Consider the following 8,778-nt stretch of genomic DNA (forward strand, 5'->3'; position numbering starts at 1 on the left):
AAGAATAAATTTTAATAAAATAATAATTATAATAATGATTAATTTTAAAAACAATAAAAAAATAAGTGATTATATATTGTACTATTATTTTTAGAAAAATTAAAAGAATTACAAATAAAAATAGAGACTTTAAGAAGTAGTTTATAAATTTATAAAAAGAAATATTTTATGAAAGTTTTAAAAATAGATATTTCAAATAAGGTAAAAGTAATTAATTTACAAAATTAATCATTTAAGTTAAAATTATTTCAGCAAATAAAAATTATAGGGAGGAGAATTATGAAAAAATTTTTACTGATAATATCATTTATGTTGCTAATGGTTTTTGGAATAGTTTCTTGTGGAAAAAATGAAGAAAATAATAAGCCAATAGATGCAACTAAAAATGAAGAACAACAAATTGATGATAATAATGAAAATGTGGAGCAAGATAATCAAGAAGAAAATGAGGAAGAAGAAAGTAAAGTAGAAGAAAAAGAAGTTGAATACATAAATATTTCACCAGAAGAAGTTAGAATTCCCATCCTTATGTATCATTCTATAAGTGATGATGATCCTAATAATAATTTATTGGTACCTCCAAATATGTTTGAAGAGCAAATGGCATGGTTAGAAGCAAATGAATTTACTGCAATGAGCTTAGATGAAGCATTAGAGGCTATGGAAACAGGAAAAGTACCTAAAAGACCTGTAGTAATAACCTTTGATGATGGTTATTCTGATAACTATACTAGTGCTTTTCCATCATTAAAAAACCATGGGTTAAAGGCCACGTTTTTTGTTATAACTGATGGAGTAGATAATGGATATTATATGTCTTCAGACATGTTAAAAGAGATGCAGGCGGCTGGAATGTCAATAGAAAATCATACAGCTAATCATTTAGAGTTAGATAAGTTATCTAGAGAAGATGCTTATGATGCAATTAAGAGAGGGCAGGATTTCTTAAGAAATAATATAGGATCAGATGGAAATTATTTATGTTATCCTGTTGGAAAATATAATGATGAAACTATTGAGATCCAAAAAGAATTAGGTATTAAAGCTGCAACTACTACTCAAGGCGGAATAAGTTCCATAGGTGATGGTTTATATCAATTAAAAAGAGTTAGAATATATCCAATGAGTATAGAAAGCTTTTCTTCAATATTTTCTGAGTATATTTATTAGATATAAGTTATAATATAATAAAATGAACTAATAAATAGGATACTTTCGGAGGTAAAGTAATGGCTAAAATAACAAGTAAAAATAATAATTTATTAAGAGATTCTAGAAATAAGGTATCACCAAAGGTTTATGATATTTTAATTGATTTAGTTAATGAAGATAGAGAAGATTTAGCAGAAATGGCATTAAAGATAGACTATTTAATAGAATATGCAAATAGTGCTATTAAGGGAAAAGATTTTTCAGAGGCTTTAGAAACTATACAAAGAGCAGAAGAACGATTAAAAATGATAAAGAGAGCAAATTTTGATGTAAGTCATTTAGAATATTTAATTGAAGGTGTTAAAAAAAAGATAAGGAAGTAATTACTTCCTTATCTTTTTTTTATTATTGAGCTTTTTTTCTGCTATTACTTCTTCTTTTTTTGTTGTTAGTTGAAACTTCAACGTTAACTCTTCTCTTGTTAATCTTTCCACCAGTACATTTTTCAAGAACTTGTTTGTGAATTGCATTATCTACATTAACAAATGCGAAGTTTTCCATTATATCAATATCTCTTATTTGAGATGCTCCAACCTTAGCATTATTCTTTATATAGTTTATTAATGTCTTAATAGTTAAGCCATCTCTTCTACCTGCAGAGAAGAATAATCTAACATCATTTTCTTTGCTTGATTTAGGAGCTTCAAGTTTATCACTTGAATAATCAAAAGATAATTGATTTTTAAATTGGCTTTGAAGTAATGAAGCAATTACTTTAACAGAATCATGATTTTCAGTTAATTGAGTAGCAACATCTACAAATTTTGAATAATCTTCAGCTTCTATTATTGATGCAACTTCATTAGCCATTAATTTAAATTTAGCGTTATATATTTCTTGAACTGTAGGTACATTTCCTTTTTCAATATTACCTTTAGTTACATTTTTTATTTGTTTAAGGAATCCGAATTCTTTCGGAGTAATTATACTGTAAGCAGTACCTTCTCTACCTGCTCTACCAGTTCTACCGATTCTGTGAACATAAGATTCAATATCTTGAGGTAACTCATAGTTAAATACGTGAGTTACACCATCAACATCAATTCCTCTAGCAGCAACATCTGTAGCAACTAAAAATTTTAATGAACCGTTCTTGAACTTAGCAAGAGTTTTCATTCTTTGAATTTGAGACATATCTCCATGCATACCTTCAACCATGTATCCTCTAGCTTGCATTGCAGCAACTAAATCATCAACGCCTTTTTTAGTTCTGCAGAAGATAATACCTGCTGATGGATTATCAAAATCTATTAATCTACAAAGAGCTTCTAATCTTTGAGTACCATTAACTTCAAAGAAGTTTTGCTTTATTGTAGAGCCAGTCATTTCTTTTCTAGCAATAACTATATGTTGTGCATCTTCTTTTAAATATTTTTTTGATAATTTCTTGATTTGAGGTGGCATTGTTGCAGAGAATAATAAAGTTTGTCTTTCATCAGGAATACTCTTCATTATTTCTTCCATATCATCAATGAACCCCATGTTTAGCATTTCATCAGCTTCGTCTAACACTAAGAATTCTACTGATGATAAAGGTAAATTTCCTCTTCTTATGTGGTCTAAAACTCTACCTGGAGTACCAACTACTATATTAGCTCTTTTTAAATCTCTAGCTTGAAGATGAATAGGTGCTCCACCATATACAGCAACGATGTTTAATTTTTCGTACTTAGTTAATTTTACTAATTCATCGTGAACCTGTATTGCTAATTCTCTTGTTGGAGCTAAGATTATTGAGCCTATGGCATTTTTTATTTTTAAATTGTTTATCATAGGTAGACCAAATGCTGCTGTTTTTCCTGTACCAGTTTGAGCTTGACCTATAATATCGTTACCTGAAAGGGCAACTGGAATTGCTTCAGCTTGAATTGGAGATGGAGTAGTAAAGCCTAAATCATCTATAGCTTTTACTAAACTCTCCTTTAAGCCTAAATCATTAAATGTTAATTTCGTCATATAGTATCCTCTTTTTTTCATATATTTTTTATTTATTTCAAATTATTTAAATAATTATTCTAATTAATCGACTTTATTAAGTATATAGCAAAAATATAATTAATGCACTAAGTATTTATTGTAAAATATGAAATACTTGTTTATTTTCAAAATAAGACAAAATGGAAATGTTTTCATGAGATGATTTTAAAAAAAAATTAAAAATACCAGAAAAATATAATTGACAATTAGCGAAAAATAGTTCAAAATATGCAATGGAAATAGTCATTACTTAAATTTTAAATATTGTGTTATTGTGTCATGGAGTATGTGGGAAGTTAGGTCTACCTATGTACTCTATTTTTTTGTAATGAAAGGACTCCTTCAAAGGAATATATATGTCTATATGATTATAAGATAAAAAAGGTGAGTTAGTTTTTAACTCACCTTTTAAAATATACTAAGAAATTTTTGAAGCAATTATATTTTGAACAGTTTTAGGTAAAATATCTTGTTCCTCTTTAGTTAAATTTGAAGTTTCAATTGCTGGATGGAAATAAAGATTAACAGTAGCTGGTTTAATCCAAGGTCCATTACCATGTTCCATTATTTTAAAAGATCCATCCATAGTTACTGGTACTATAGGACATTTTGACTTAGTAGCTAGCTTAAAACTACCAGCTTTAAATTCTTTTATTGGGCCACCCTTACTTCTAGTTCCTTCAGGAAATATTACAATTGAATGTCCATTTTTTAGATTTTTAACACCTTTTATTATTGCTTCACCTGATTTTCTAAGATTACTTCTGTCCATAAAAACACAGTGTAAAAAATTCATCCAAGTTCTTACTAGTGGTATTTTTTCAACTTCTATTTTTGAAATAAATCCTATTACCTTTGGAACTTGAGTAATATATATTGGGATATCAAAGTTACCTTGATGATTACCTACAAATAATACTGTTTTATCTTTGGGAATGTTTTCTATTCCGTGAACATTAACTTTGACTCCAGCTAATTTTAGTAGTGAATTTGCCCATATATTAGTACACTTATATATTAAAGCTTCACTTTCCTCAATTCTATTTTTCTTAATTAAGTATTTCACTCTAAATATGAATGGTGTGCTAATTATCAAGCTTAATACAAACCATATAAACCAAATTATAGTTCTTATCATTATTTTGTCACTCCTCAAAATTTTAAATATAAATAAAGTATACTATAAAATATACGTTGAAAGTAAGATATTTGAAGTAGAAAATATTAATAAACTAAATATGTTCAAAGTCATATATTAATTAAAGATGAGAGAATTTTTTTATGAGGTATATATAGTGACTAAATTTCAACCAAATAAATTAAATGTAAGTTATAAAGATGAAATAGGAACAAAGGACTTTTTCTTTCCAAGAAAATATACATTAACACATTCTGATGAAGATGGTAAGTTATTTTTATCAATAGGGAAGAGATATGATTTAGATCAGATTAATTATAATGTTAGAGATGAAGTTTTAGGAAGTTGGGAAAAGAACGATGAGAATGATAAAGTGTATTTGCTTATTACATTAGAGATTGATAATGGTGATGATATTGGTAATACAATTAATAGAGATAAGATATTTAGGCAAGAGCTCACCTTAGCGCTAGTAGCGATAATATATGGAGATAATTTATTCCTTGAAAATAATAAAGAATTATATGAATCACCTATTAGAGTAAAATTTAACTCAAAATTTAGTGAGTATGATACATTAGAAGAATGGGGGAAGGTAAAGGATTATAAATATAATTTTGAAAGATGCAAAAATGAATTTCCTAATTATAAGTTTAATCCATTTCCAACATTACCACCAGTACAGTCTCCGGGATATATGAAAGCTGTTAAAGAGAAAAAAAAGCAAAGAGATAGTGCTATAGAAAGGGCATTAATAGCTATATTAGAACCATATATAAGTAGTGAGGTATATACTTTGTTTGGAAAGGATACTCCTTATTGCATAAAGCAGGCGGAAGTAATGGATGCAAAGGCTGTAAATACTTATGGACCTTGTAGTGAAGAATATGAAATAGTAATTGGACTTAAAGTTGGGAAGAGGCCACCTTTTTATAATAATATGATAATAACATTCTTAATTGATGAAAATGGAGCAAAAGTAAAGAACGTTAAAAATCCCAGGGATAAGTAGAAAAAATTGACATATACTAAATGTTGTAATAAAATATATATAAAATAACTTATTTTAATAAAGATAAGTTATTTTATAATCTAACTTAATATGCGTGCTCTCATAGTTTAATGGATAGAATAGTCCCCTCCTAAGGGCTAGGTGGAACAAACGCCTTTTGATATGATAACTAGATAAAATTGAATAGATTTTTAAGAATGTCCCAGTACCTCAGCAGGATAGAGGGTTCGCCTCCTAAGCGAAACGTCGCAGGTTCGACTCCTGTCTGGGACGCCACAAACTCCGCTGAAAGCCTTATTTTACAAGGTTTTCAGCGTTTCTTTATTTATGGCTTTCTATTTACGCTGAATACGAATTGTTTTCAATCTGTCATTTTTTATTCGATATTTTTTTAAGACTTTTAAGGAAATAGGCTTGCTAACACTTTTTTATTTTTGAAGAAAAATCGCTGGTTTTTTTGGAATTTGCTAACACTTTTGAAATTCTATCTTTGAAGTGCCTGCTTTAAAAATTGCTCTTTCATTTCTGGCGATAAAGATTTAATCAGTTCCAATAACGCCATATCACTATCGGTTAAGTCGGTATCTTGCTTTGGATTGTCTGTATCATCATTAAGCGTAGAATAAAATTCTTTATCCATTTTTTGTGCATTGAAACGTCTGTCCTCGTCAATGATTTCTGAATATACATCTGTAACCATTTCTGCTTCTGCGTGACCAGTATCGCCTTGTACGGACTTAACATCTCCGTTTGTCATTTTGAGTTTATAACCCGTACTTAAATGGCGTAGGCTGTGAAATACCACAACTTCATAATCGTTTTCTTCACAGAGCTTTTGAAACCTATCTCTAACAATACGGCTTTCCACGGGATTGCCATTATCCAACGCAATAACAAGGTTGTAATCATTGTAGGCACTTCCTAAAAATTCCTTTAATTCCTGCTGGTCTTTTTTATATTGCACCAATAGTTCCGCAACTGTTTTAGGTAACCAGACAACACGATTACTTGTTTCTGTTTTTGGCGTTTTCAAGACAAGCCTTGTGGTACAATGCGGTTTTTGCGTTGGGAAAATCTTTAAAATATCCTTTTCCTTTAATTTCTGCATAGCTTCTGCATTTACTCTTGAAAGTTCTTTATTGATGATTACCTTTGCATTATTTGTAGCAATGGACTCTTCATCAATAATAACATCTTCCCATGTAAGTCCTGTAATTTCTCCAATTCGCATAGAGCAGGAAAAAGCTAAGTGCATACAAATTGAAAGCAAATCATCTTCCGTGGCTTTTACCGCTTCTCGAAATGTTTGAACACTCCACACTTTTCGCCTAGTCTTTGGAATTTTTGGTAACGTAGCCAAAGACGCAGGGTTTCTTTTGTTTGTATCAATATACTCCCAGCGGATAGCTTGATTTAAGGCACAGCGGATAATATCATGTATTTTTTTGATGTTCGCTGGTTGAACACAACGACCAGTTGCTTTTCTGTTTGCCCGTGGTACTTCTGGAACGCTCAATAAATCATTGTAGTATTTTGATAGACTTTTTGTAGTTATTTCATTCAGTTTCCAATCTCCAATAATCGGATTGATATAATTTTCAATACTGCCTACCTTACTACTAAATGTACTCGGCGACCATTTAGATGTGCCATATAAATTAACAAAAATTTCTAGGAAATCACGCAATGTAATATCTTTGTCTACAACATCTAACTCCTTTTTAGAATTTTCAATCTGATGTGCAAATTGTTCCTCTAATGGAACTATCACATATCCAAATTTCTCTTGATAGTATTCTATAAAGGCTTTTCGCTGTTTTGCTTCTTTTCTTGTTTCCAGCGTGTCCCATTTTTGTTTTCTTTCTCCTGCACTATCTAAGTACCAATAAATAACTGAAAAACTTGATTTTCTTTGTTTGATTGAAGCCATAATTTTCTCTCCTTATAGTTAAATTTCATTTAACCATTTATCGAAAGAAACCTTTGATACCCGTATGGCTTTACCAGCACGAACATAACTGAATTGACCGCTTTTTACTAATGAATAAGCTACCTTTTTGCTAATGTCCAGTTGTTCAGCAATTTCCTCTACTGTATAAGTCTTTTTTTCCTTTGTAGGAGATTGTGCATTTTGTGTATCACTTATCACTATTAAGACCCCTTTCATTTGTGACAGCAACAAAATACACTCGTCTAATAAGGTCATTATAACACACCTAAATAAAAAGAGTAGATAGATTTTGTTGCTGAAACTATCAATTATAAGCAGGCAGACGGCTTTGGAAAGCTCCGTTAGTATCTCAACTATTCCCATTCTTGTGGGCAGAACCGCACCATGCGGACGTATCATTATTCTGTGAGGATAGGTCATGGCAAAACGACTTTTCCAACAGTCGCTCTCGGATCACTGCGTGGGTCGCTCGCTTTCTTTTGAAAAGGTCGTGGCGTACAGTTCCCGTGGCTCGCTATCTCACAAACGTATCTGTCTGCTTTATTCAGTTGTCAAAGAGCTGTGGCGAAAGCGTGTTGCTTTCATATAAAAGCAGGGGCAGAGCAGGAAAGAGGGGATTGAACAAATCATGCTCTGCGGTTACTGCTTGTTATTCTTCTTCGATTTCTAAGGCAATATCAAACCCTAAAATCATTTTAATAAGTGCTTCTCTGATAAGTCCCTTTAATTCCATATCTACAACAATATAGACATTGCCGTATTCATCATAGAGTGGTCGTAGACAGCACTTTGATATGTAAGGGTCATAAAATGCCAGTATCTTTTCAATCGCTTTTTCGTCCCCGTCCATTGCCTGCGAAAGCAAGTAGTAGGACGGCTTCTTCATTGTGTGTTTCATTTGCTATCATTTCTCCTTTAGTATTTTTTTCATAAGCTCTAGTGAATTGTGTCGGTTTTGAAAAACACCACTTCTTGAAATATTTTGTCTTTTTGCAATCTCGGTATCGCTCATTTCCAAGAAATAATACATCAACAAATTTTCTCGATTACGCTCAGACAAATGTTTCAAGGCTTCTGCCAGTTCATCATCACAAATACGAATATCACTACCACATACATTGAAAATCGTATAGTCCGTATCATAGTCGTCCCAGACAGCCAGATTTTCTACAACGATTTCTGGAAGTTCACAAAAAAGCGTTTCTCCCTTTTGTCGTCGCTTTAATTTCTTCTGATAGTCCTTAACAACATGTCGGACAACTTTCTTCAAACAACTTTCAAAACGGCATTGAACTGTTTTCTGGAAGTCAGATGGTTTCATCAATCTCACCCCCTTTCCGTTACGATATGAAAAGTGGTTATGGTGTTAGTATAAAATAGTGGACACATTTTATCGAACTAGATAAAATAATATTTAGTTAGAGAAAGGAAGTGTTTCTACTATGGGTAGAGGTAAAAAATATACAGAAGATTATAAAGAAATGATAT

At 30.9% G+C, this 8,778-nt stretch carries 9 protein-coding genes and 1 tRNA gene; 4 read left to right on the plus strand and 6 right to left on the minus strand.

The features are described 5' to 3' along the window. Nucleotides 1-279: 279 nt before the first annotated feature. Together EJJ37_RS08775 and EJJ37_RS08780 are read left to right on the plus strand one after the other, a co-directional pair. On the plus strand, nt 280-1,170 hold the full coding sequence (locus EJJ37_RS08775; RefSeq protein WP_133015211.1) for a polysaccharide deacetylase family protein: 891 nt from the start codon (nt 280-282) through the stop codon (nt 1,168-1,170). A 59-nt stretch (nt 1,171-1,229) separates the two neighbouring features. Then, the gene (locus EJJ37_RS08780) at nt 1,230-1,535 is read left to right on the plus strand and encodes a hypothetical protein (RefSeq protein WP_133015212.1); all 306 of its coding nucleotides are present in this window, start codon (nt 1,230-1,232) and stop codon (nt 1,533-1,535) included. 22 nt (nt 1,536-1,557) lie between these two features. On the opposite strand, the gene EJJ37_RS08785 is transcribed toward EJJ37_RS08780, so the two are convergent. Together EJJ37_RS08785 and EJJ37_RS08790 are read right to left on the minus strand one after the other, a co-directional pair. Further along, a complete protein-coding gene (locus EJJ37_RS08785; RefSeq protein ID WP_133015213.1) occupies nt 1,558-3,168 on the minus strand; it encodes a DEAD/DEAH box helicase in 1,611 nt (536 codons plus the stop codon). Between the two features lie 439 nt (nt 3,169-3,607). After that, nucleotides 3,608-4,327, minus strand: a complete 720-nt coding sequence (locus EJJ37_RS08790; protein WP_133015214.1) for a lysophospholipid acyltransferase family protein — start codon at nt 4,325-4,327, stop codon at nt 3,608-3,610. Between the two features lie 157 nt (nt 4,328-4,484). Between EJJ37_RS08790 and EJJ37_RS08795 the strand changes: the two genes are divergently transcribed. Further along, nucleotides 4,485-5,339, plus strand: a complete 855-nt coding sequence (locus EJJ37_RS08795; RefSeq protein ID WP_166484715.1) for a staygreen family protein — start codon at nt 4,485-4,487, stop codon at nt 5,337-5,339. Between the two features lie 199 nt (nt 5,340-5,538). After that, nucleotides 5,539-5,615 (plus strand) — tRNA-Arg (locus EJJ37_RS08800). A 208-nt stretch (nt 5,616-5,823) separates the two neighbouring features. On the opposite strand, the gene EJJ37_RS08805 is transcribed toward EJJ37_RS08800, so the two are convergent. The 4 genes from EJJ37_RS08805 to EJJ37_RS08835 form a co-directional block, all read right to left on the minus strand. After that, complete coding sequence (locus EJJ37_RS08805) at nt 5,824-7,269, minus strand: site-specific integrase (protein ID WP_003423078.1); 1,446 nt, start codon at nt 7,267-7,269, stop codon at nt 5,824-5,826. 18 nt (nt 7,270-7,287) lie between these two features. Next, a complete protein-coding gene (locus EJJ37_RS20855) occupies nt 7,288-7,506 on the minus strand; it encodes a helix-turn-helix domain-containing protein (protein ID WP_065365649.1) in 219 nt (72 codons plus the stop codon). Nucleotides 7,507-7,939: 433 nt separating this feature from the next. Next, nucleotides 7,940-8,188 carry a helix-turn-helix domain-containing protein gene (locus tag EJJ37_RS08830; RefSeq protein ID WP_002323370.1) on the minus strand — a complete coding sequence of 83 codons (249 nt, stop codon included), beginning with the start codon at nt 8,186-8,188 and terminating at the stop codon, nt 7,940-7,942. A 6-nt stretch (nt 8,189-8,194) separates the two neighbouring features. Beyond that, nucleotides 8,195-8,611, minus strand: coding sequence for an RNA polymerase sigma factor (locus EJJ37_RS08835; protein WP_003423075.1), 417 nt, complete (start codon nt 8,609-8,611; stop codon nt 8,195-8,197). Nucleotides 8,612-8,778 lie beyond the last annotated feature (167 nt).

The organism is Clostridium cuniculi, from assembly GCF_004353185.1.
GTDB classification, from domain to species: Bacteria; Bacillota; Clostridia; order Clostridiales; family Clostridiaceae; genus Clostridium; species Clostridium cuniculi.

Coding starts and splice junctions, on each gene's coding strand:
- EJJ37_RS08785 (WP_133015213.1), bottom strand. CDS start 3,168: ATGACGAAATTAACATTTAATGATTTAGGCTTAAAGGAGAGTTTAGTA.
- EJJ37_RS08780 (WP_133015212.1), top strand. CDS start 1,230: ATGGCTAAAATAACAAGTAAAAATAATAATTTATTAAGAGATTCTAGA.
- EJJ37_RS08835 (WP_003423075.1), bottom strand. CDS start 8,611: ATGAAACCATCTGACTTCCAGAAAACAGTTCAATGCCGTTTTGAAAGT.
- EJJ37_RS08775 (WP_133015211.1), top strand. CDS start 280: ATGAAAAAATTTTTACTGATAATATCATTTATGTTGCTAATGGTTTTT.
- EJJ37_RS08790 (WP_133015214.1), bottom strand. CDS start 4,327: ATGATAAGAACTATAATTTGGTTTATATGGTTTGTATTAAGCTTGATA.
- EJJ37_RS08805 (WP_003423078.1), bottom strand. CDS start 7,269: ATGGCTTCAATCAAACAAAGAAAATCAAGTTTTTCAGTTATTTATTGG.
- EJJ37_RS08830 (WP_002323370.1), bottom strand. CDS start 8,188: ATGAAACACACAATGAAGAAGCCGTCCTACTACTTGCTTTCGCAGGCA.
- EJJ37_RS20855 (WP_065365649.1), bottom strand. CDS start 7,506: ATGAAAGGGGTCTTAATAGTGATAAGTGATACACAAAATGCACAATCT.